General features: G+C 45.3%; 21 protein-coding genes, 1 tRNA gene, 1 rRNA gene and 1 pseudogene. 13 read left to right on the top strand and 11 right to left on the bottom strand.

The features are described 5' to 3' along the window. Positions 1-90 precede the first annotated feature (90 nt). From murA to mlaF, 7 genes are read right to left on the bottom strand one after another with little or no spacing between them, the layout of a single operon-like run. Positions 91-1356, bottom strand: a complete 1266-nt coding sequence (gene murA / locus L1D15_RS17050; RefSeq protein ID WP_239838914.1) for a UDP-N-acetylglucosamine 1-carboxyvinyltransferase — start codon at positions 1354-1356, stop codon at positions 91-93. A 9-nt stretch (positions 1357-1365) separates the two neighbouring features. Beyond that, positions 1366-1620, bottom strand: coding sequence for a BolA family iron metabolism protein IbaG (gene ibaG / locus L1D15_RS17045; RefSeq protein ID WP_239838867.1), 255 nt, complete (start codon positions 1618-1620; stop codon positions 1366-1368). 13 nt (positions 1621-1633) lie between these two features. Then, complete coding sequence (locus tag L1D15_RS17040; RefSeq protein ID WP_239871061.1) at positions 1634-1942, bottom strand: lipid asymmetry maintenance protein MlaB; 309 nt, start codon at positions 1940-1942, stop codon at positions 1634-1636. Further along, positions 1939-2580, bottom strand: a complete 642-nt coding sequence (mlaC, locus tag L1D15_RS17035) for a phospholipid-binding protein MlaC (RefSeq protein ID WP_239876509.1) — start codon at positions 2578-2580, stop codon at positions 1939-1941. Before mlaC ends, L1D15_RS17040 begins: the two co-directional genes overlap by 4 nt. Before the next feature lie 2 nt (positions 2581-2582). Continuing rightward, positions 2583-3074: an outer membrane lipid asymmetry maintenance protein MlaD gene (gene mlaD / locus L1D15_RS17030; RefSeq protein ID WP_239838864.1), complete on the bottom strand. Its 492-nt coding sequence runs from the start codon at positions 3072-3074 to the stop codon at positions 2583-2585. 2 nt (positions 3075-3076) lie between these two features. Next, the gene (gene mlaE, locus L1D15_RS17025; protein WP_239838863.1) at positions 3077-3868 is read right to left on the bottom strand and encodes a lipid asymmetry maintenance ABC transporter permease subunit MlaE; all 792 of its coding nucleotides are present in this window, start codon (positions 3866-3868) and stop codon (positions 3077-3079) included. Then, positions 3868-4662 (bottom strand): phospholipid ABC transporter ATP-binding protein MlaF, encoded by a 795-nt coding sequence (gene mlaF / locus L1D15_RS17020; protein ID WP_239876508.1) that lies wholly within the window; start codon positions 4660-4662, stop codon positions 3868-3870. The genes mlaE and mlaF overlap by 1 nt, the downstream gene beginning before the upstream one ends. Positions 4663-4898: 236 nt before the next feature. On the opposite strand from mlaF, the gene L1D15_RS17015 reads away from it, so the two are divergent. The 12 genes from L1D15_RS17015 (at position 4899) to mgtE (ending at position 14073) form a co-directional block, all read left to right on the top strand. Next, positions 4899-5870: a calcium/sodium antiporter gene (locus L1D15_RS17015; protein ID WP_239876507.1), complete on the top strand. Its 972-nt coding sequence runs from the start codon at positions 4899-4901 to the stop codon at positions 5868-5870. A 27-nt stretch (positions 5871-5897) separates the two neighbouring features. Next, positions 5898-6863: a KpsF/GutQ family sugar-phosphate isomerase gene (locus tag L1D15_RS17010; protein ID WP_239871076.1), complete on the top strand. Its 966-nt coding sequence runs from the start codon at positions 5898-5900 to the stop codon at positions 6861-6863. Then, positions 6863-7420 (top strand): 3-deoxy-manno-octulosonate-8-phosphatase KdsC, encoded by a 558-nt coding sequence (gene kdsC / locus L1D15_RS17005; protein WP_239876506.1) that lies wholly within the window; start codon positions 6863-6865, stop codon positions 7418-7420. Before L1D15_RS17010 ends, kdsC begins: the two co-directional genes overlap by 1 nt. Then, positions 7417-7980 carry an LPS export ABC transporter periplasmic protein LptC gene (lptC, locus tag L1D15_RS17000; RefSeq protein ID WP_239871079.1) on the top strand — a complete coding sequence of 188 codons (564 nt, stop codon included), beginning with the start codon at positions 7417-7419 and terminating at the stop codon, positions 7978-7980. The genes kdsC and lptC overlap by 4 nt, the downstream gene beginning before the upstream one ends. Then, positions 7961-8458, top strand: coding sequence for a lipopolysaccharide transport periplasmic protein LptA (gene lptA, locus L1D15_RS16995; protein WP_239838857.1), 498 nt, complete (start codon positions 7961-7963; stop codon positions 8456-8458). Before lptC ends, lptA begins: the two co-directional genes overlap by 20 nt. A gap of 2 nt (positions 8459-8460) precedes the next feature. Further along, complete coding sequence (gene lptB / locus L1D15_RS16990) at positions 8461-9186, top strand: LPS export ABC transporter ATP-binding protein (protein WP_239838856.1); 726 nt, start codon at positions 8461-8463, stop codon at positions 9184-9186. A 51-nt stretch (positions 9187-9237) separates the two neighbouring features. Then, positions 9238-10698: an RNA polymerase factor sigma-54 gene (locus L1D15_RS16985; RefSeq protein ID WP_239876505.1), complete on the top strand. Its 1461-nt coding sequence runs from the start codon at positions 9238-9240 to the stop codon at positions 10696-10698. A gap of 24 nt (positions 10699-10722) precedes the next feature. Then, a complete protein-coding gene (gene hpf / locus L1D15_RS16980) occupies positions 10723-11010 on the top strand; it encodes a ribosome hibernation promoting factor (RefSeq protein ID WP_006963171.1) in 288 nt (95 codons plus the stop codon). A gap of 5 nt (positions 11011-11015) precedes the next feature. Then, positions 11016-11462 carry a PTS IIA-like nitrogen regulatory protein PtsN gene (gene ptsN / locus L1D15_RS16975; RefSeq protein WP_239838853.1) on the top strand — a complete coding sequence of 149 codons (447 nt, stop codon included), beginning with the start codon at positions 11016-11018 and terminating at the stop codon, positions 11460-11462. Further along, positions 11462-12325, top strand: a complete 864-nt coding sequence (rapZ, locus tag L1D15_RS16970) for an RNase adapter RapZ (protein ID WP_239838852.1) — start codon at positions 11462-11464, stop codon at positions 12323-12325. The genes ptsN and rapZ overlap by 1 nt, the downstream gene beginning before the upstream one ends. 3 nt (positions 12326-12328) lie before the next feature. Beyond that, positions 12329-12607 carry an HPr family phosphocarrier protein gene (locus tag L1D15_RS16965; RefSeq protein ID WP_239876504.1) on the top strand — a complete coding sequence of 93 codons (279 nt, stop codon included), beginning with the start codon at positions 12329-12331 and terminating at the stop codon, positions 12605-12607. Between the two features lie 110 nt (positions 12608-12717). After that, the gene (gene mgtE / locus L1D15_RS16960) at positions 12718-14073 is read left to right on the top strand and encodes a magnesium transporter (RefSeq protein WP_239876503.1); all 1356 of its coding nucleotides are present in this window, start codon (positions 12718-12720) and stop codon (positions 14071-14073) included. A 68-nt stretch (positions 14074-14141) separates the two neighbouring features. On the opposite strand, the gene metH is transcribed toward mgtE, so the two are convergent. Then, a complete protein-coding gene (metH, locus tag L1D15_RS16955) occupies positions 14142-17819 on the bottom strand; it encodes a methionine synthase (protein WP_239876502.1) in 3678 nt (1225 codons plus the stop codon). A 169-nt stretch (positions 17820-17988) separates the two neighbouring features. Here metH and L1D15_RS16950 point away from each other — a divergent pair, with 169 nt between their 5' ends. Further along, complete coding sequence (locus tag L1D15_RS16950) at positions 17989-19305, top strand: sodium:proton antiporter (RefSeq protein WP_239876501.1); 1317 nt, start codon at positions 17989-17991, stop codon at positions 19303-19305. A 239-nt stretch (positions 19306-19544) separates the two neighbouring features. Here L1D15_RS16950 and L1D15_RS16945 read toward each other — a convergent pair. The 3 genes and pseudogenes from L1D15_RS16945 to rrf all read right to left on the bottom strand — a co-directional run. Beyond that, positions 19545-20990, bottom strand: a pseudogene (locus tag L1D15_RS16945) (IS4 family transposase); the annotation flags it as partial. A 581-nt stretch (positions 20991-21571) separates the two neighbouring features. Beyond that, positions 21572-21648: transfer RNA gene (locus tag L1D15_RS16940), tRNA-Asp, on the bottom strand. Positions 21649-21679: 31 nt separating this feature from the next. Next, positions 21680-21795, bottom strand: a 5S ribosomal RNA gene (gene rrf / locus L1D15_RS16935). Positions 21796-21824: the final 29 nt, after the last annotated feature.

Here is a 21824-nt window from a genome sequence, read left to right as displayed (position 1 = left end):
TAGTCATTAAAATTTGCCCATGACTCTAACTTATCTAGCGCCCATAAAAAAGCCGAAACTCTCGTTTCGGCTTACAAATGTTAGCTGAGGTTAGTGAGAGTCACGAAAACGCTCTATATTGGCCCCAAGAGCCGACAATTTATCTTCAATTTTATCGTAGCCACGATCGATGTGATAAATACGATCAACAATCGTCTCACCGTTTGCAATACAGCCTGCGATCACCAAGCTCGCAGAAGCACGTAAGTCAGTAGCCATCACCTGCGCGCCGCTGAGTTCTTCGACATCACCACAAATCACAGTGTTGCCTTCAATTTCAGCTTTAGCGCCCATACGCATTAATTCAGGTACATGCATAAAGCGATTTTCAAAAATGGTCTCGGTAATAACACCGCCACCTTTGGCCATCAAGTTAAGCAGAGTGAACTGAGCCTGCATATCCGTAGGAAAGCCTGGGTGTGGCGCCGTACGCACTGTCACCGCTTTCAGCTCACGATCTGTCATGTCAACGGAAATCCAGTCTTCACCCGTTTCGACTTTCGCCCCAGCCTCTTCAAGCTTGGACAATACCGCTTCTAATAGTTGGGCTTTAGTGTTACGACAAACGACTTTACCACCAGATACCGCAGCGGCGACAAGGAAAGTGCCCGTCTCAATGCGATCAGCCACAACAGCGTGTTGACCACCACCAAGGCGTTCAACCCCTTCAATAGTAATCGTATCGGTACCGGCACCAGAAATCTTAGCACCAAGCTTATTCAGGAATTCCGCCGTATCGACAATTTCAGGCTCACGGGCTGCATTGTCGAGCACCGTCGTCCCTTCAGCCAAGGTAGCCGCACACATGATCGTAATAGTGGCACCAACACTGACCTTATCCATAACGATATGCGCACCTTTTAGGCGACCATCAACATTGGCTTTCACATAACCGTCTTCTAGCGTGATCGTAGCGCCCAACTGCTCTAGGCCATGAATGTGCAGATCAACAGGGCGAGCTCCAATCGCACAACCACCAGGTAAAGAAACCTGACCTTGACCAAAACGTGCGACGAGAGGACCAAGAGCCCAGATAGATGCTCGCATTGTTTTCACCAAATCATATGGTGCGCAGTATTCATTGATACTGCTTGGGTCGACATGCACAGAACCATTGCGCTCTACTTTAGCCCCTAAACGCTTCAATAATTCCATCGTGGTGTCGATGTCACGCAAGTGAGGAACATTCGCCACTTCGACGGGCTCTTCCGCGAGGATTGATGCAAAAAGAATAGGCAGTGCTGCATTTTTAGCACCAGAGATCGTGACTTCGCCAACCAGAGGTTGCTTAGACCCTTTTACTCGAAACTTATCCATCATTAACCCTTACAGTGACATCAACTTCTTATCACGCGCCCACTCTTCTGGTGAGTAAGCTTTGATAGAAACGGCATGAATGTCATTTCTTTGGATATATTCCATCAATGGAGCGTAAATCAGTTGTTGCTTCTTAACGCGGCTCATTCCTTCGAAACTAGCATCAACAGCGACCACTTCATAATGGCTGCCTTCACCTTTAACATGTATTTCTTCCAGGTTAAGTGCTTGTTCTAAAATCTGTTGTACTTTTGCGCTATCCACAATTCACCCCTGTTTAATTCTTTAAATGCCCGTCGATCAACTCTTCGACGTTACTCAACTGAAATAAAGTTAACAGTTGTTTCGGCACGAAGCTGAGCATTATATGACAGTTTTGCTTTTTTGCATGCTCTAATAGATGAATTAGCATCACCATACCCGCAGAATCGACTCTTTCGACCTTCTCTAAGCTCACTTCAACGTTAGAGCTATTAGGCTTCCAGTTATACAGAGAGCGCCATAAGAGAGGGACCGAGTCTCTATCCAGTACACCAGAAATTTGAAACTGGTCATCAGACAGACTTAGCCATTGCGAGGGAATCATTGTGATTTACTCTCAAAACGGATCGGCTGTGCAGCAAGGTTTTCGAGGTCTTTCGCGACAGCGAGAATGCCCTCCTGACGTAACTTGCTACTCCACTCAGATTGCTTACTTGATAATAAGCTGATGCCCTCTGCAATCATATCAAACGCCTTCCATTCACCACTCTTTTTGTCCTTACGTAGTTTGAACTCAAGCTTGATGTTTGGGCGGGGTGAGTCAATGATGTCAACTTTAACGCCAATAATACTTTTCTTAGAGCTAACGTTAGGCTCAGGGCCAAACTCAATTTCTTGATTAGTGTATTGTGTCAACACTTGAGCATATGAACTCACCAGATAAGCGCGAAATGCCTCGATAAACTGACCGACATCCTCACGCTTTGCTCCTTTGAGATTAGGGCCTAATAACTTAAGTGCGGCATACTTTTCATTGACGTATGGCATCAACTCTTCTTCGACGATGACCTTGAGATAATCAGGGTTTTGATGGATTTGATCTTGCTCCGCCTTCAATCTCGCAAAGGCCTGCTCAGAGACCTGTTTCATCATCTGGTAAGGTTGGGTTTTATCTATTTGAGCCGCAGAAGCGGTAAACGACAAAGCAAACGCCAACAGAGTGAGTACTAACTTTTTCAACATAATTATTCCTCTTCCTTAGCCGAATCAGAACCACCAACGCTGTACAGCACCTGACCGATTAAATCTTCCAATACTAAGGCTGATTTGGTGTCTTCAATATAGTCACCCTCTACCAACATTTGCTCGTCATCAAAAACAAAGCCCGGCGTCAAACCAATGTATTGCTCACCAATCAAACCTGAAGTGAGAATCTTAACGCTGGAGGTTTCGGGAAATTGGTCATATTGACTGCTGATGGCCATAGTGACAACAGGCAGCAAGTTTTCAGTATTCAAACCAATATTCGTCACACGTCCAACCACAACACCACCGACCTTAACCGGTGAGCGAACTTTGAGGCTGCCGATGTTATCGAACTCTGCTTTCAGTGAGTAAGTATCATTTGAGCCTAACCCCTTTACGTCAGCGACTTGAAAAATCATCACCAAAATTGCGCAAATTCCAGCAAGGACAAAGCTGCCTACCCATAATTCAGTTTTTCTTGTTTGTTGCATACTTAGTTCCCAAACATCAATGCAGTCAGTACAAAGTCTAAGCCAAGTACCGCCAATGAAGAGTGTACGACGGTGCGTGTCGTTGCTCGGCTTATGCCTTCCGAAGTAGGAATAGCATCGTAGCCGTTAAACAGCGCAATCCATGTTACGGTTACAGCAAACACTAGGCTTTTAATCATGCTGTTACCAATATCCTGTCCTAGTTCAACAGATGCCTGCATAGCCGACCAGAAGCTACCATGATCTATCCCTTTCCAATCAACCCCAACCAACTGTCCACCCCAGATGCCAACCGCCATGAAAATCATTGCTAGCATCGGCATTGAAATCACCCCAGCCCAGAAGCGTGGAGCAATGACTCTTTTAAGGGGATCGACAGCCATCATTTCCATGCTAGATAGCTGCTCGGTCGCTTTCATTAGGCCAATTTCAGCCGTCAACGCAGAACCTGCACGGCCTGCAAACAGCAGCGCAGTCACTACAGGGCCTAATTCACGTAAGAGCGATAGAGCGACCATCTGCCCTAATGCCCCTTCCGCACCAAAATCGACAAGAATGACATAACCTTGCAGGCTCAATACCATGCCAATAAATAAGCCCGATAGAACAATGATAATAAGAGACTGGACACCAACACTGTAGAGTTGCTTCACTAACAGCGGCAGATGCTGTATTGGGCGTGGACGTGACACTAAAGCACCAAACAGCATTAAACTGGCACGACCAAAAGACTCGCAGACACCCATAGCTCTGCGCCCTGTCGATGCGACAAAATTCGCGAAGTCAGACAACATCAGAATAGCTCCCTCGCAATAGGTTGAGCAGGATAACGGAACGGCACTGGGCCATCCGCCTCCCCTTTCAGAAACTGTTGGACTTGCGGATCGGGGTTATCATGCAATTCTTGTGGCGTTCCTTTGGCAATAACTTTGCCATTCGCCAGAATGTAGACCCAATCTGCAATGCTCATGACCTCTGGAACATCGTGAGAGACCACAACAGAAGTCACGCCTAACGCCTGGTTCAGGTTTCGTATCAACTCCACCAAGACGCCCATGGTGATGGGATCTTGCCCGACAAAGGGCTCATCATACATGATGAGTTGTGGGTCGAGAGCAATCGCACGAGCCAGTGCCGCTCGACGAGCCATACCACCCGACAGTTCGCTAGGCATAAGCTGAGCAGCGCCACGCAACCCTACGGCCTCCAATTTCAGCAGTACGAGAGTGTGAATAAACTCTTCACTTAATTCGGTATGTTCACGTATTGGGAAAGCGATGTTGTCAAAAACGTTGAGATCGGTGAACAAAGCTCCAGATTGAAACAACATGCTCATCTTTTTACGCTCTTTGTACAATTTTTTTCGGCTGAGAGTTGGGATATTCTTACCATCAAACCACACTTCCCCTTTTTCAGGGTAAAGCTGACCTCCAATGAGGCGTAGCAGTGTCGTCTTACCTATACCAGAAGGTCCCATAATAGCGGTAACCTTCCCTTTAGGGACATGCAAGCTAACATCATCAAATATCTTCCTTTTCCCGCGGGAAAAAGTCAGATTTTTAACGGTAACAAGATCGAGTGAGGACATGATGAACCCTGACTTTAGCGCTTAGAATGGGCAATCATAAGCACATTGAGTAAAAATTAAAAGCACTGTTCAATTAATTATGATTGACATTTTTATAATCGATGCCTGTTTCATTGTAGTCATAAATAAACGCCTTCAATTTAAATGGTTAACAATTAATTGCTTCCCTTTTAGTACCTAAACCGTCAAAATTAACGGTTAAATTTGTCCCGTTGAACACAAAATTAAGGATCATCATGATTGAGGCGATTGCGTTTCTCGTTGTTGGATTAGTCTTTCTGGTATGGAGTGCCGATAAGCTTGTTTTTGGTGCCGCAGCCCTAGCCCGCAATGTCGGAATATCCCCACTGGTGATCGGTATGACCATCCTTGCTATGGGATCTTCTGCGCCTGAGATGATGGTCTCTGCAACAGCTGCGCTAGACGGTAAAACCGATACCGCAGTGGGCAACGTTTTGGGTTCTAACATCGCTAACATCGCGCTGATTCTTGGTATCACAGCGATGATCAAACCTCTTTCAATCAGTTCAGCAGTACTTCGTCGAGAATTGCCATTAATGATTGGTGTGACGGTTCTTGCCGGTGTTTTACTGTGGGACAGTCACTTAGGCTTCTATGAAGGTGTACTTCTATTCGTCTTATTCGCTGCCTTTATCCTGACCATGCTGCGCATCAGTAAAAAGGAAAAGAGTTCTGGCAGTTCCGATCCTCTACTTGAAGATCAAGAGTCCGAAGTGCCAGAAGGAGTGAGCAATCTTAAAGCAGGGTTATGGGTCATTGTCGGCTTGATAATCTTACCTATCGCGGCCGACACTTTAGTTAATAGCGCCGTGTATATCGCCCAGTATTTCGGCATGAGCGACTTGGTCATAGGTCTAACGATTATTGCCGTAGGGACCAGCTTACCAGAGCTTGCGGCTTCACTGGCAGGTGTTATGAAAGGTGAAGACGATATGGCCGTCGGTAATATCATTGGCTCGAACGTATTCAATATTCTTGCTGTAATGGGCATCCCAGGTATTCTTAATCCTTCAATCCTTAGTGAATACGCCATGGGGCGTGATTTTTGGGTAATGTTAGGGGTCTCATTACTGTTGGTGGCGATGGCATTGGGTAAATCTCGCAGTATCAACCGAATAGAAGGTGCTGTATTATTCTGCTGCTTTATCGCTTATCAAGGATATCTAATCCTGAACATGACAGCTTAATTTAGTTTTTGCCTGCCGGAGTGTGACATGTTTGATTTTCGCTCTGCTGCTCTTGACGTATTAAAAACAGAAATCGAAGCCCTTGAGCAGCTTGATCAGTATTTTAATGAAGATTTCATCCAAGCCTGTGAACTTATACTTGCCAATAAAGAAGGCAAGGTTGCCGTCATGGGGATGGGTAAATCAGGGCATATTGGTAATAAGATTGCCGCATCGCTAGCCAGCACGGGCACGTCCGCCTTCTTCGTTCATCCCGGTGAAGCCGCTCACGGCGATCTGGGTATGATAAAATCGGGTGATATTGTGCTAGCGATCTCCAACTCCGGCGAATCGTCTGAAATTTTAGGGCTCTTTCCCGTTCTCAAGCGCCTTAACATCAAAATTATTAGCATGACAGGCAAGCCAGACTCCACGATGGCAAAACTGGCTGATTTCCATTTACAAATCACTGTTCCTAAAGAGGCTTGCCCACTAGGTTTGGCTCCAACAGCAAGTACCACGGCAACCTTGGTCATGGGTGATGCCTTGGCGGTCGCCCTTCTCCAAGCTCGTGGTTTCACGGCTGAAGATTTTGCACTATCACATCCAGGTGGTGCACTAGGTAGAAAGTTACTGCTAAAACTTTCTGATATCATGCATACCGGCGAGCAGCTCCCGTTGGTCACACCCGATACTGTGGTGCGAGAAGCACTACTTGAGATCAGCCAAAAAGGCCTTGGTATGACGGCTGTAGTTGATGACCACCAGCATCTCGTTGGCATCTTCACGGATGGTGACTTGCGACGTATTCTCGATAAGCGTATTGATATTCACAGCGCTCTGATTGGAGAAGTCATGACTACTCACCCAACTACTGCCAGCCCAAATATTCTTGCTGCCGAAGGTTTAAACCTAATGCAGCAAAAAAGCATTAACGGTTTGATCCTTTGTGAAAATGGCAAAGTGGTCGGCGCATTAAATATGCACGATTTATTAAAAGCAGGAGTGATGTGATGTCAAAATTGATTGAAACCCTGTATAAACCCGTGGAACAAAACACGCTTAACATTGCCAAACAGATTAAGCTGTTAATATGCGATGTCGATGGCGTATTCTCTGATGGCCTGATTTATATGGGCAATGATGGTGAAGAGTTGAAAACATTCCATACACGAGATGGATACGGTGTAAAATCGCTGATGAATGCGGGCATCAAAATCGCTATCATCACAGGCCGACAATCACGTATTGTTGAAAATCGCATGAAAGCTCTGGGAATCTCGCTGATTTACCAAGGGCAAGACGATAAAGTAAAAGCTTATCAGGACATTGGCAGCCAATTGAATATTGCGCCAGAACACATTGGTTATATTGGTGATGATCTTATCGACTGGCCTGTGATGGAAAAAGTCGCTTTGAAAGTCTGCGTGGCTGATGGACACCCCCTACTGGCTCAGCGTGCAAATTACGTCACGTCTATTCGTGGCGGACATGGTGCAGTCAGAGAAGTGTGTGATCTTATTTTACAAGCGCGCAATGAACTTGATGTCCACAAAGGTCTAAGTATATGAGTTTATCCCGTATCGGTTACCTGATACTGGCATTTGTGATCTGTTGGTCCACTTACTACTTGTTTGATAAAGGTAAAGAGTACGATATTCAGGTAGAACCGGATACCGAATTACCTATGTTTAGCGGTGAAGATCTAGTGAACACTTCTTATAACGAAGAAGGTATTCGCAGCTATGTCATTACATCCGTTAAGCTGGATCACTACGCAAAAAGCGGTGATACCTTTTTTGATCAACCGATTTTGAAAGTTTACAAAGAAGGCACAACCCAAGAATGGGAGGTCACGGCTGACCGAGGTATTCTTGGGCAAGATCATGTGCTGACATTATATGACAACGTATTGGCGAAAAACCTATTGCCGGATTCAGGCTTTGACACCATGTCAACAGATGTACTCGGTATTCAGTTGGATAATCGCGATTTTTGGGCAGATAACCAAGTCACTTTGGTCGGCCCTCAGTTTGAAACAGTAGGTCAGGCGATGAAAGGCAACTTTGCTGAAAACAACGCCATCCTCTACAAACACGTACAAGGTAGATATGAAACTCTCACACCTTAGTCTAATTTCTTGTTTGCTGATTTCTGGGCATGCGCTCGCGTTGTCTACCGATCAGGATCAACCTGTCTACATAGACTCAGACAGCCAACAACTTGATATGCAAAGCAATCAAGTGACCTTTCTTGGTGATGTAAAACTTAAGCAAGGCAGTATCAATATTAATGCCGATAAAGTCATCGTTACCCGCGATCCAAAAGACGGGTCTATTCAAGAAATTGAAGGATATGGTGACTTAGCCACCTTCTCTCAACTAACTGATGATGGCAAAACCCTTTACGGTGAAGCGAAAGAACTGTATTACGTGATGGTTGATGATCAACTCACTATGATCGATGAAGCCATGCTGTCTCAAGACGACAGTGTGATTCGTGGTACTAAAATCCGCTACAAAATCTCTTCACAAAAGCTCATTGCTGATGGTAAAGAGAAAGGCGATCGCGTCTCAACCGTTCTTCAGCCACAAGCAGTACAAGAATAATTATGGCAAAACTCAAAGCAGAGCATTTAGCAAAAACCTACGGAAACCGTAAGGTCGTGACAGACGTCAGTCTTGAAGTTACTTCAGGGCAAATCGTCGGATTGCTCGGTCCGAACGGAGCTGGTAAAACCACCTCTTTCTACATGATTGTGGGTTTGGTCGCTCGCGATGAAGGCTCAATTACTATCGATGGCGAAGACATCAGTATTCTGCCGATGCATAGTCGCTCACGTATGGGGATTGGCTACCTTCCTCAGGAAGCGTCCATCTTTCGCAAGCTGTCGGTGGAACATAATATCATGGCGGTACTAGAGACCCGTGAAGAACTCACCCGTGAGCAACGCCAAGATAAGTTAGAAGACTTATTGGAAGAATTCCACATTCAGCACATTCGCCACAGTGCTGGTATGGCACTATCAGGGGGGGAACGCCGTCGTGTTGAGATCGCTCGCGCTTTGGCTGCAAACCCTCAATTTATCTTACTGGATGAACCTTTCGCTGGTGTCGACCCAATATCGGTCATTGATATCAAAAAGATTATTGAACATCTGCGCGATCGTGGGCTTGGGGTTCTCATTACCGACCACAACGTCCGCGAAACATTAGACGTATGTGAAAAAGCGTACATTGTCAGTCAGGGGCATCTGATTGCAGAGGGCACACCAGAACAAGTGCTCAACAACGAACAGGTAAAACAAGTTTATCTCGGCGAACAATTCCGTCTATGATTAAAGTGAAGAACGGTAAGATTCTATAGCATCTAAGGCAAGTAATACTGAATGAAACCCTCATTACAACTCAAGCTAGGACAGCAGTTAGCGATGACGCCACAGCTACAGCAAGCAATTCGTTTGTTGCAGTTGTCAACGTTAGATCTTCAACAAGAAATTCAGGAAGCCTTGGATTCTAACCCTCTGCTCGAAGTCGAAGAAGGCGGCGAAGAGCCTCAAAATGTTGAAGACAAGTCAGCGAGTGAGGACAAAGAGCCAAGTGTTGATGTAACCGAGCCAGAAGTCAAAGATAGCTCAGATTTGATTGAGAAATCTGAAATCAGTAATGAGCTGGAAATAGACACCACTTGGGAAGATGTCTACAGCGCCAATACGGGCAGTACCGGCATTGCTCTCGATGACGATACACCTGTTTATCAAGGTGAAACCACACAGTCACTGCATGACTACCTAACTTGGCAGTTAGACCTGACGCCTTTCAGTGAAACAGACCGTACTATTGCCATGGCGATCATCGATGCTGTGGATGACTACGGCTATCTAACGATTTCGACGGAAGACATCCTCGAAAGCTTTAATAACGAAGAGATAGAGCTGGAAGAAATTGAAGCGGTACGTAAACGTATTCAGCAGTTTGACCCACTCGGTGTCGCTTCAAATAATCTACAAGACTGTTTGCTCTTACAATTAGCCACCTTCCCTGAAGATACGCCTTGGTTGAAAGAAGCTAAGTTAGTACTTACCGACTATATTGATCAACTGGGCAATCGTGATTACAAGCTGATCATCAAAGAAGCTAAGCTTAAAGAAGCGGATCTCAAAGAAGCGCTTAAGTTAATCCAGCAGTTGGACCCTCGCCCAGGTAGCCGTATTGCAACAGAGCACGCAGAGTATGTCATTCCTGACGTTTCTGTATTTAAAGACCATGGTAAGTGGGTAGTCACTATCAACCCAGACTCAGTACCAAGGCTGAAAGTCAATCAACAATACGCAGCATTGGGTAAAGGTAACAGCTCAGACAGTCAATACATTCGCTCAAACTTGCAGGAAGCCAAGTGGCTGATTAAAAGCCTAGAAAGTAGAAATGAGACGTTACTCAAAGTTGCTAAGTGTATTGTTGAACATCAACGCGATTTCTTCGAGTATGGTGAAGAAGCAATGAAACCTATGGTGCTTAACGACGTCGCTTTAGATGTTGATATGCACGAATCGACAATTTCAAGGGTCACCACCCAAAAGTACATGCATACCCCTCGTGGTATTTTCGAACTAAAGTATTTCTTCTCCAGTCATGTCAGTACCGATAATGGCGGAGAATGTTCATCAACTGCAATTCGAGCACTGATTAAAAAGCTCGTTGCTGCCGAAAACAGTGCTAAGCCACTGAGTGACAGTAAGATTGCAGCTCTACTCGCTGACCAAGGGATTCAGGTCGCTAGACGAACAATAGCTAAGTACCGAGAATCACTAGGCATTGCCCCTTCGAGTCAGCGCAAACGCCTACTTTAGGCATCTAACCGAGAAGGAAAGTCTATGCAAATCAATATTAATGGCCACCACGTTGATCTCACCGATTCAATGCAAGACTACGTAAACGAAAAGTTTCAAAAGCTTGAGCGTTTCTTTGACCACATAAATAATGTTCATGTTGTTTTAAAAGTTGAAAAACTCCGTCAAATCGCAGAAGCTACCCTTCACGTTAACCAGGGCGAAATACATGCATCTGCGGATGAAGAAAGTATGTACGCCGCTATCGACTCTCTCGTTGACAAACTGGTCAGACAGCTCAACAAGCACAAAGAAAAATTAAATACGCACTAGATACCATGCAATTAAGCGAAATCCTTTCATTGGACTGCACAAAAAGTGCAGTCCAATGCACCAGTAAAAAACGCGCTCTGGAAATGATCAGTGAAATCGTTGCAGAGCAGACCGGTCAAAACTCTACCGAACTTTTTGAGTGCATGCTTAGCCGCGAAAAAATGGGCAGTACTGGCATCGGAAATGGAATAGCCATTCCCCATGCTCGTATGCAGTCCAGCGATAAAGCCGTTGCCGTTCTCATACAATGCGAATCTCCTGTCGAGTTTGACTCGATAGATAACCGTCCTGTCGATCTGCTCTTTGCTCTACTTGTTCCTGACGCGCAGTGTAAAGAGCACCTTAAAACCCTTTCAAGCATGGCTGAACGATTAAACGACAAACAGGTTCTTAAGCAGTTACGTAAAGCTCAGTCTGATGAAGAGCTTTACGACATCATGGTGAACCAGTAATGCGTCTTATCGTCGTCAGCGGTCAATCCGGTGCGGGAAAAAGCGTTGCTCTTCGCGTACTTGAGGATTTAGGCTACTACTGCGTCGATAACCTACCGGTCAATTTGCTCGATAACTTCGTCAAATCAGTAAAAACCAGCAAGCAAAACGTAGCAGTCAGTATTGATATCCGTAATCTACCGACAGAGCCCAATTTAGTAACGGATGTTCTCACAAAGCTGAAGAAGTCGTCAGACGTCAGCGTGCTGTTTCTAGATGCCAAAAAAGATACCTTACTCAAACGCTACAGCGAAACCAGAAGAATTCATCCACTAACGCTCAGCAATGAAAATACGTCTTTAGAACAAGCGATTGAAAAAGAGCGTTGCATTCTTTCCCCTCTCAAAGAGCACGCAGACCTTATCATCGATAGTAGTAATCAATCTCTGCACGATCTAAGTGAAACAGTCCGTATGCGTATCGAAGGCCGAGAGCGCAAAGACTTGGTCATGGTGTTCCAGTCTTTTGGTTTCAAGTATGGTCTACCGAGTGATGCAGACTACGTATTTGACGTGCGCTTTTTGCCCAATCCACATTGGGAGCCAGCATTAAGGCCAATGACAGGATTGGATGCTCCAATTAAGTCCTTTCTTGAAAGCCATCAAGATGTGTTAGAGCTCAAACAACAGATCCAGAAGTTCATCGAGAACTGGCTTCCTCTACTAGAAAAGAATAACCGCAGCTATTTGACTGTTGCAATAGGCTGTACTGGAGGTAAACACCGCTCCGTTTATCTGACTCAACAAATTGGCGAATATTTCGCTCAAATGGGTCACCAAGTCCAAATTCGCCATGCCACATTAGAGAAAAACTATAAGGAATAACTTATGCAGCAACAGAGTCGAACCGTCCTCATTCAAAACCGATTAGGCCTTCATGCTCGTGCTGCCGTTAAACTTGTCGAACTTGCCCAATCTTTCGATGCCATTCTTACCATTAAAAACCATGAAGGCAAAGAAGCCACCGCTGACAGTGTCATGGGGTTGTTAATGCTGGAATCAGCTCAAGGCGAACACGTTACTATCAGTGCAGAAGGCAATGATGCAAGCCCTGCCCTTGAAGCAGTCTGTCATTTAATTGAAGCTAAATTCGAAGAAGCGGAATAATTTTCCTCCTATATAAGAAAAATCACTACCTTCACATTAACTTATTAAATAAACACTAAAATTAAGTTACTATTCGACGCATTGTAAGTAAATAGAGTCAGGGGGAACACATGGCAGAGCAAATAGAATTTGACCAAGCTCACCAAGCCCTCCAAGAAGTGACAGAAGCTCTAGAAAATGGTCGCTTTGTGCATGTCCGTCGCCAACTACAGGACATGGAACCGGAAGATATAGCCCATCTGTTAGAAGCCTCACCACGAAAAAGCCGCGAAGTACTTTGGCAGCTCACTGATCCAGAAGATTATGGTGAAATTCTCGACGAGCTGAATGAAGACGTTAAAGATGCGTTGGTTTCCAAAATGGAGCCGGAGATGCTGGCTGAAGCAACCGAAGGTATGGACACCGATGACGTTGCCTACGTACTTCGAAGCCTTCCTGATGATGTGTCGAGAGAAGTCCTTGCTCAGATGGACAGCGCAGAACGTCTACGAGTGGAGACTGCTCTTTCTTATCCTGAAGATACAGCTGGCGGATTGATGAATACCGACGTCATCACCATACGTGGTGACGTTGATGTCGATGTCGTTTTACGCTATCTGCGCATGAAAGGGGAGCTTCCTGAAGCAACCGATGCTCTGTACGTTATCGATGAGGATAATCAGCTTATTGGTCAACTTCCAATTACCACCTTGATTACCACTCAACCTGATATCAAAGTCAGTGAAGTCATGGGAGATGCCGACGAAGCAATTGAAGTGACGATGAGTGACTCAGATATTGCCAGCCTATTTGAGCGTCGTAATTGGGTTTCCGCTCCGGTCATTGATGAAAACCAGCACCTGGTCGGCCGTATTACCATCGATGATGTTGTAGATGTAATCCGTGAAGATGCAGAGCACTCTATGATGAGTATGGCGGGTATGGATGATGACGAGGATACCTTCGCACCAGTCGTAAAGTCTGCGCGTAAACGGAGTATCTGGCTGGGAGCGAATGTCTTAGCGGCACTTGCTGCGGCGTCCGTCTCTAATATGTTTGAAGCCACACTCGATCAGATGGCTGCTATTGCCGTTTTGATGACCATCGTTCCTTCTATGGGCGGTGTCGCAGGTAACCAAACCGTTGCTTTGGTTATCCGTGGCTTAGCTTTAGGCCATATTGGTGATTCCAACAAACGTGAGCTACTCATGAAGGAAGCAGCCATAGGCCTGTTAAATGGCATTATGTGGGCATTGATCATTGGTGGAATTGTCGTCGCATGGAAAGGTAACTGGATGCTCGGTGGAATCATTTCCGCAGCGATGCTAACCAACCTGTTAGTTGCTGGCATAGCTGGGGTGACCATCCCGATTCTACTCAAGAAAATGAACATTGACCCAGCCTTGGCTGGAGGCATGGCATTAACCACTGTCACCGATGTTATTGGTCTCTCAGTGTTCCTCGGTCTTGCAACCATCATGATCTAACCGGTCAACCAGTTCCTTCCAACAAAAAGCACAGCCAGGCTGTGCTTTTTGGATCCAATATGCTGATGCTAGTTAATGTTTGGACCTAACCACTTCTCAGCTTCTAACATATCCCAACCTTTACGATCAGCGTAGCTTTCTACTTGATCCTGCTGGATCTGTGCGATCGCAAAATAACGCGAATCGGGATGCGAGAAGTACCACCCTGAAACTGATGCTCCTGGCCACATCGCATAGCTGCTAGTCAGTGACATATCTATGGTTTCTTCTACTTTGAGCAACTCCCATAGAGAGCCTTTCTCAGTATGCTCTGGACATGCCGGATAGCCCGGGGCAGGACGAATACCCTGATATTTTTCACGAATCAGATCATCGTTAGAGAGATCTTCATCCGCGGAATAGCCCCAAATTTCCTTACGCACTTTTTCATGCAGGTATTCAGCAAAAGCCTCAGCCAAGCGATCCGCCACAGCTTGAATCATAATCGCGTTGTAATCATCTCCCGCTGCTTTGTATTCATCAGCGAGTTCACGTTCTCCAATACCACCGGTTACCGCGAATGCGCCAATCCAGTCTTTCTTGCCTGAAGATTTTGGTGCGATGTAATCAGAGAGACAGTAATTATAGCCTTTAGGCTTCTCTGTCTGCTGGCGAAGGTTATGCAGGACTTTCACTACTTCCGTACGTGATTCGTCGCGGTACACTTCAATATCATCACCAACACTAGCAGCAGGGAAGAGTGCACACATACCACGAGCTTTCAACAACCCCTCTTTCTCAACTCTATCCAACAAAGCGTTGGCATCAGCAAACAACCGCTTCGCTTCTTCCCCTACCTCCTCGTGCTCAAGAATGGCTGGGTACTTACCCACTAAAGACCAAGTCATAAAGAATGGCGTCCAGTCGATGTATTTACGTAATGTTGCTATATCAAAATCATCAAATACATGCACACCTGGTTTAGCTGGGGCTGGAGGGGTATAGTTTTCCCAGTCAATCGCCACCTTATTATCTCTCGCCTGTTCCAGAGTAATGGGCTTAGTGCGAGGTTTCTTACGGTTGTGCTGATCGCGAACGCGTACGTAATCCGCGTCTAGCTTCTCGACAAAAGCGGGACGTAGTTCATCAGAAAGAAGTGAGGTACACACACCAACGGCTCTGGAAGCATTATTTACATACACCACTGGGTGTTGGTAGTTTTGCTCAATCTTAACCGCAGTGTGAGCTTTCGATGTTGTCGCACCACCAATTAGAAGTGGCAAGTCGAAATCAAGACGTTCCATTTCCTTAGCCACATGAACCATTTCATCCAGTGATGGTGTGATCAAGCCAGACAAACCGATGATATCGACATTTTCTTCTTTAGCGACTTTAAGGATCTTTTCACACGGCACCATCACGCCAAGATCGATGATTTCGTAGTTATTACACTGCAAAACGACCCCGACAATGTTCTTACCAATATCGTGAACATCCCCTTTCACTGTTGCCAGTAGGATCTTACCGTTTGAAGAACCCGCTTGTTTCTCCTTGTTAATGAACGGCTCTAAATGCGCTACAGCCTGCTTCATTACACGTGCCGATTTCACCACCTGAGGAAGGAACATTTTGCCTTCACCGAAGAGATCGCCAACCACATTCATTCCATCCATCAAAGGCCCTTCGATAACTTCAAGTGGCTTGGATGCATTAAGGCGGGCTTCTTCCGTATCTTCAACGATGAACTCGGTGATGCCTTTGACTAAGGCATGTTCTAAGCGTTTTTCGACTGGCCATGTCCGCCACTCAAGTGCTGAAGCATCTTCTTCCTTACCTACCCCTTTACCTGCGTATTCGGCAGCAATATCAAGCAGTCGCTCTGTCGCGTCATCACGGCGGTTGAGAACAACGTCTTCCACAGCCTCACGTAGTTTTTCAGGTACGTTGTCGTAAATTTCTAGCTGACCCGCATTCACAATTCCCATATCCATACCGTTTTTGAAACAGTGGTAAAGGAAAACAGCATGGATCGCTTCACGAACGTAGTTGTTACCGCGGAAAGAGAAAGAAACGTTAGACACACCACCGGAGATCATTGCATGTGGCAAATCACGTTTTATATCGGCAACTGCCTCAATAAAGTCAACCGCATAGTTATTGTGCTCTTCTATACCTGTTGCTACAGCAAAGATATTTGGGTCAAAGATAATATCTTCAGGAGGGAAACCGACTTCATCTACCAAGATACGATAGGCATTGGTACAGATTTCAAGCTTGCGTTCACGTGTTTCTGCTTGTCCGACTTCATCGAATGCCATAACAATAACAGCAGCACCATAGCGGCGGATTAGCTTAGCTTGTTCGACAAACTTCTCTTTGCCTTCTTTGAGCGAGATAGAGTTAACAATGCCTTTACCCTGAATGCATTTCAGTCCGGCTTCAATCACTTCCCATTTTGAGGAATCAACCATAATGGGAACTTTGGAAATTTCGGGCTCAGACGCACACAAATTGAGGAAGCGTACCATGCATGCCTCAGCATCTAACATGCCCTCATCCATATTGATATCGATAATCTGAGCGCCGTTCTCAACTTGCTGGCGAGCCACTTCAAGCGCTTCATCATAGAGTTCTTCTTTGATCAGACGTTTAAAGCGGGCGGAACCTGTTACATTAGTACGTTCACCCACATTGACGAACAGTGTTTCTTTTTCAATTGACAGAGGCTCAAGACCTGATAAGCGACAAGCTACGTGAAGATCGGGGAGTGCACGAGGCGTCACGCCTTCGACAGCTTGAGCCATCTGGCGGATATGCTCAGGAGTCGTGCCGCAACAACCACCGATTAAGTTGAGGAAACCACTCTCAGCCCACTCTTTGACATGTACGGCCATATCTTCGGGCGAAAGGTCATATTCACCAAATGCATTTGGCAGACCCGCATTGGGGTGTGCTGAGACGAAGCTCTCAGAAATGCGTGACATTTCTTCTACGTACGGTCGAAGCTCATCTGGGCCTAAAGCACAGTTAAGTCCAAAAGACAGTGGCTGAATATGACGTAAAGAATTGTAAAACGCTTCTGTCGTTTGGCCAGAAAGCGTCCGTCCTGAGGCATCAGTGATGGTTCCCGAAATCATGATAGGAAGCTTAACACCCAGCTCTTCGAAAACACTGTCGACAGCAAAGGCACAGGCCTTGGCATTCAGCGTATCAAAAATAGTTTCAATAAGAATGAGGTCTGAGCCACCTTTAATTAAGGCGCGCGTCGATTCGGAATACGCCTTAACTAATTCATCAAACGTAACGTTGCGATAGCCTGGATCGTTCACATCTGGGGAAATCGAACATGTACGGTTAGTTGGGCCAAGAACACCCGCCACATAGCGTGGTCTATCTGGTGTTTTTGCCGTCCACTCGTCTGCCACTTCGCGAGCGAGTCTTGCGGCTTCAAAGTTGATTTCTTTGCTCAGGCTTTCCATATCATAGTCAGCCATTGCGATGGTCGTTGCGTTAAACGTGTTGGTCTCAAGGATATCTGCGCCAGCCTCTAAGTACTCAGCATGAATATCTTTAATCAATTTGGGCTGTGTCAGAACCAGAAGGTCATTATTGCCTTTAAGGTCACAATGCCAATCAGCGAAACGCTCACCTCGGTAGTCTGGCTCTTCAAGTTTGTAGCCCTGGATCATGGTGCCCATACCACCATCAATTAATAGGATACGCTTTCTTAATTGAGCTTCGATCTGTTGCCTTACGTTACTTCCCACAGTACAGCCTCATTCCTTTCATTATCTTTCCATCCTATCACACATAAAAGAGGAGTCTAGACGTCTAAAAGAGTAAATTAATCACCTCGACATGACAAAAAAGTGTTTGCTATTTAATCATGTCGAGATGAAAATTCTCATTCATAATTTGTTACATGCTGAGAATCCAATGTCGGTCTACTACACTCTCTGTTTTCTATCTGCAGCAGCAATGCTAATTGCTTTTGTAAACAGCAAGATAGGTAAAATGCAAACCACTATTGCCATTACCGCAGGTTCAATGGTGTTATCTCTTCTTATTCTTATTGCAGGCCAAAACAACTGGTTCCATCTAACAGAAATTGCTTCGAAGACAATGTCTAGCATTAACTTCGAAGATTTTTTGCTGAAAGGGATCTTAGGCTTTCTACTATTTGCAGGTGGGTTGGGAATTAAGCTTCCTCACCTCAAGGACCAGAAATGGGAGATTACCGTCCTCGCACTTGGTGCAACTCTCTTCTCTACCTTTTTCATCGGCTTTGTTCTATATGGATTCTGTCAGCTTATCGGGGTTCAGTTTGATTTAGTTTATTGTCTACTATTTGGCGCCCTAATCTCCCCAACCGACCCAATCGCTGTTTTGGCTATTGTTAAGAAGCTAGATGCACCAGAGAGAATTTCAACTCAGATAGAAGGGGAATCTCTATTTAACGATGGTTTTGGCTTAGTCATATTTGTTACTTTGTTCACTATCGCCTTTGGTACGGAAACGCCAACCTTAGGTAGCGTCACTATGTTATTTGCTCAAGAAGCCATCGGTGGTATTGTCTACGGATTTGCTCTGGGACTGCTGTTTCACTATCTTATCAGCGCAACCGATGATCACTCGATGGAGCTGTTGCTTACTATTGGCATTCCAACCGCAGGGTACGCATTTGCAGAGGTATTGCATGTTTCAGGCCCATTAGCCATGGTGGTATCAGGCATTATGATCGGTAACTGGACCAGATTTATTGGATTCTCTAAAGAAAGTGAAGATCATCTCGATCACTTCTGGGAACTAGTGGATGAGTTTCTCAATGGCGTTCTATTCTTGCTCATCGGTATGTCGATGCTGCTATTCGAATTTCATAAAGAAGACTGGATTTTAATGGCCTTCTCTATACCACTCGTTTTAGCAGCACGATACCTCAGCGTCTTTTGTTCTTACCTAGGGTTCAAAAGACATCGTAAATACAACCCTTGGTCAGTGAAAATATTAACTTGGGGAGGCTTGCGAGGTGGTCTTGCACTGGCAATGGCACTGTCAATTCCATCGGGTATCTGGGTTATTCAAGACAAGCTGATTGATGTAAAAGAAATCATCCTAGTCATGACTTATTCTGTCGTAGTATTCTCGATCCTCGTTCAAGGTTCGACCATTACTCCTATGATAGAAAAAGCTAAGCAGGCAGAAAAAGAAATTCAGCCTGAACCAAGAGCAGCTGAGTCATCCGATACAGAATAATCTAATCCCATTAATCATTTCAAAGCCGCTCTCTATGAGTAATGCCGTTCGGATAAGCATTAACGCTTATAYCTAAATGGGTATTTKGGTGGGACAAAAAGGACTGAACGTCGATACGTTCGGTCCTTTCTTTTATCAGGTAAAATGAAGTGACTTATGCTCTCCCTCATCTGTTTGAGTTTACTTGGCAAAGTTCCATCAGGACTGAGTGCCAACCAACGTAATTGGGTATCTATNGGTGGGACAAAAAGGACTGAACGTCGATACGTTCGGTCCTTTCTTTTATCAGGTAAAATGAAGTGACTTATGCTCTCCCTCATCTGTTTGAGTTTACTTGGCAAAGTTCCATCAGGACTGAGTGCCAACCAACGTAATTGGGTATCTATCAAATTTATTGCAGCTGTAAAGCTTACTCTCGTTGGTCTTACATCGGCATCTTGAGCAATATGAATCATCTCTAAGCGCACCAAATTGTACGCCAGCAATACTCCCCAGAGCTCTTGTCTAACGCCAGCAGCAAAACGACTTCTCAAGRTGACCTCACTTTGTAGCTGAGTTTGCTTTRTCTCACCGTAGCCTTCTTCTATTTCCCAGCGCTGCCAATAGACAGCCAATAAGTCTTCTAATGAGTATTGTTCAGGCTCAACAAGTGACGTTATAAAACCTTCAATTTCGCCCTTTGGGTCTTTATAGAGGATAAGGCGCGCTTGCCAATGAGTAGGTAAATTAGGGTTATTGCGCTGAGCTTGGGAGGAGATTGGCATAGAGATAAGCATGTCGTTTTCAGCAAATTGCTTCACAATCTCATATCTTAATTTCCGTTTTACGGGGGTTAGCCAGTGGCTGTTGGAGGCTGCTGCATTCCACGATATCAATAGGTCGGCAGAAAAGTAGCAACGGTCAAATAGCGTGAGTGAGTTTGCTGGTACATCTGCTAACAATCGGCGTGCTAACGTGGCTTCACCAACCTGACAAGCATCGAATGCAGCACCCATCATAAAGCGAGTCTCAGTAGCCATCAGGCCGACCAAGCGAAGTTGAGGATAAGGTCTGTGTTTTTGAGAAATGAATCCAAATGTTTGCGCGTTGTCTTCTGAATCTTGGCAACGAAAGGTTGTGCCATCCAMGGCCATGATATTTAGTCCTAGCCCCTTATCTTTCACTAATGCGTTTCTCTCCCAAGCTGCCACAGAGGTTTTAAACAAAGCGGCGAGAGGAGCTTCATCTAAACGTCGCCTAGAGTCAGTAAGTACGCTAGNAAAGGTTGTGCCATCCACGGCCATGATATTTAGTCCTAGCCCCTTATCTTTCACTAATGCGTTTCTCTCCCAAGCTGCCACAGAGGTTTTAAACAAAGCGGCGAGAGGAGCTTCATCTAAACGTCGCCTAGAGTCAGTAAGTACGCTAGRTGCAACACGAGACCAAGAATCCTGAGGCTTAGGYTGGAGAGCTAGGTCAAGAGAACTGCATACTTCTTTGATTGATTTATTTCGTTGTAGTCCCATCCAAATGACGAGCCAGACRGCTTGTTGCGCTGGTAAGCGTCGCCTTCTAATGCTTGCTTTAGACGTATCAAGCAAAGCTTGTTCTATCCATTCAAGCTGAATGGCATTAACTACAGACTCGTAATTTTTACCATCCTCGATAGTCTCATGTGCCAAAAGCAGCTCTTGNCTGAATGGCATTAACTACAGACTCGTAATTTTTACCATCCTCGATAGTCTCATGTGCCAAAAGCAGCTCTTGAGCAAACATAAAAAATCCCCACTAACTTTGTTAGTGGGGATTATCATACGATCTCAGGATCGTTCAAGTCTCTAAACTGATCAGCATTAGCTCTCTATGAGCGGCTTTTTGTTATTCGTTACAAGCAACGAGCACTTGTAGATGGTCACTTGTTCATCTTCAAGACCGAGAATCAAAAGAATGGCAAAGTGTTATCTCTTAGATTTTCTGGTTAATGATCATACGTTCAAGATAGTCATCAACAGGCCAATCTCTACGTAAACATTCTCCAAAGACGCTGTCAACCCAATAACAAAGCCAAGTCAGGTATACTTTTCTGTGTAGGTAGAGGGGCTATTTATAGAGAGTTGGCTTCGAACATTCTGAATGGTGGTTGGCCGAAAAACATGTAACTCAACACACAAAAAAGACCTCAGCATTTCTGCTAAGGTCTGAAATAGAGCTACTGGACTTGCAGTCAAGTGCGGCTCTACGGCAGATACAAAAAGACCCCAGCATTGCTGCTGAGGTCTGGAATAAGTGGCGGAGCGGACGGGACTCGAACCCGCGACCCCCGGCGTGACAGGCCGGTATTCTAACCAACTGAACTACCGCTCCGCACTGGTTAGACTCTAAGTCTAAATGTAAAGCCTGGCGATGTCCTACTCTCACATGGGGAAGCCCCACACTACCATCGGCGCTATTGCGTTTCACTTCTGAGTTCGGCATGGAATCAGGTGGGTCCACAACGCTATGGTCGCCAAGCAAATTCTTTATCAATTTGCTCGCAAATT

It is taken from the genome of Vibrio sp. Isolate25, from assembly GCF_022398025.1.
Classification (GTDB): Bacteria; Pseudomonadota; Gammaproteobacteria; order Enterobacterales; family Vibrionaceae; genus Vibrio; species Vibrio coralliilyticus_A.
Note: the sequence above shows the minus strand (reverse complement) of the source record. Positions and strands in the feature narration are given on the sequence as shown.